The organism is Methylobacterium trifolii (assembly GCF_022179685.1).
Taxonomy (GTDB): Bacteria; Pseudomonadota; Alphaproteobacteria; order Rhizobiales; family Beijerinckiaceae; genus Methylobacterium; species Methylobacterium trifolii.
Genome location: NZ_BPRB01000338.1, coordinates 1 through 1,180, shown reverse-complemented (window position 1 = coordinate 1,180; position 1,180 = coordinate 1). Strand labels below are relative to the sequence as shown.

The window sequence follows — 1,180 nt, the reverse complement described above, 5'->3', positions numbered from 1 at the left end:
TCATCTGACGACGGACAGCTCAGCGAGTTCGCCCCACCGGTCACCCCGTTGGGTGTCGTGCCCGTATCCACAAACGCGGTGCCGGCGTTGCCGCTGCCGATCGTGAACGTCGCCATGCTGGTCCCCTCGACGCGGTCGAGCGGCCCGGACAGCGCGCCATACGTCCGCCTATTAAATTTCCCCTAACATGGCCGTGTCATTTTTCACCAGGGCTGATGAGGACTGCAGCAACACAGAAACGCGAGACCCGATACAGGCCTGTGTACGGTTCTAGACCAATTGAGATAAATGGTCGATGAAATTGAGATGGTTTGTCAGCCGGGATTGGCTTTTCCACCAGCGGCCGGCCGAACCTCGGCCGGTATCTCCGAACGGAGGCGACGGGCGAGACGATCCTTGCCCTGTCGCAACAGGGCATGCCGATCTAGACGATTTCCTGAGCGACCGGGCACAATCGCAAGCCCGTGCGCACCATGATGTGCGGTCTGACCGGCGACGTTTTCCGGGCCCGCCCGAGCAGCCTGGACGTCCATCTGCCCCGGCTCGATGCAGAATGGGCGACCGGCTGCCGAAACGGGGCAGAACTCTGGCGGTGGCTTCGCGCCAGCGGATTCACTGGCAGCTTGCGGGTGGTCGGGGAATGGGCGACTCGCCGCCGGCGCAGCGAGCACGCGCCGGAAGTATCGCCGGGCAAGGTGCCGTCAGCACGCATCCTCTTCCGGCTGATGACGACGGGGCGGGACAGCCTGACGAAGGCTGAAGCCGTCCTCGTGGCGACGATCGATGCGGAAGTCCCGATGGTCGATGAGGCAAGGACACCGCTGTCCCGCTCACAAGCAGAGGTGGCTCGGGGAATCTGCACAGCGGGGCTGGGTGGAATTTCTGCCTGACGGCGGCCAGGATGGCCGCGGATCAGGAGCGACGATGAGCAAGCGAGCCCGCCGGAACCACCCCCCGGCCTTCAAGGCGAAGGTGGCCCTGGCCGCCCTGCGGGGCGAGAAGACGCTGGCCGAGTTGGCCCAGCAGTACGATGTCCATCCCAACCAGATCACGACGTGGAAGGCTCAGGTTCTCGAAGGGGCTGCCGGGGTGTTCGGAGCCGCGTCCCGGCTGGAGACGGCGCCGGCCATCGACGTGAAGACGTTGCACGCCAAGATTGGTGAGTTGACGCTGACCAACG

General features: G+C 64.7%; 1 protein-coding gene and 1 pseudogene. Both read left to right on the top strand.

Features of this window, described 5'->3' with window-relative positions:
* Positions 1-362 precede the first annotated feature (362 nt).
* Positions 363-845: pseudogene (locus tag COGEMETH_RS23860) on the top strand (ISL3-like element ISMex26 family transposase); the annotation flags it as partial.
* Positions 846-924: 79 nt separating this feature from the next.
* On the top strand, positions 925-1,180 hold a 256-nt coding region (locus COGEMETH_RS23855), incomplete at its 3' end, for a transposase (protein WP_238185168.1).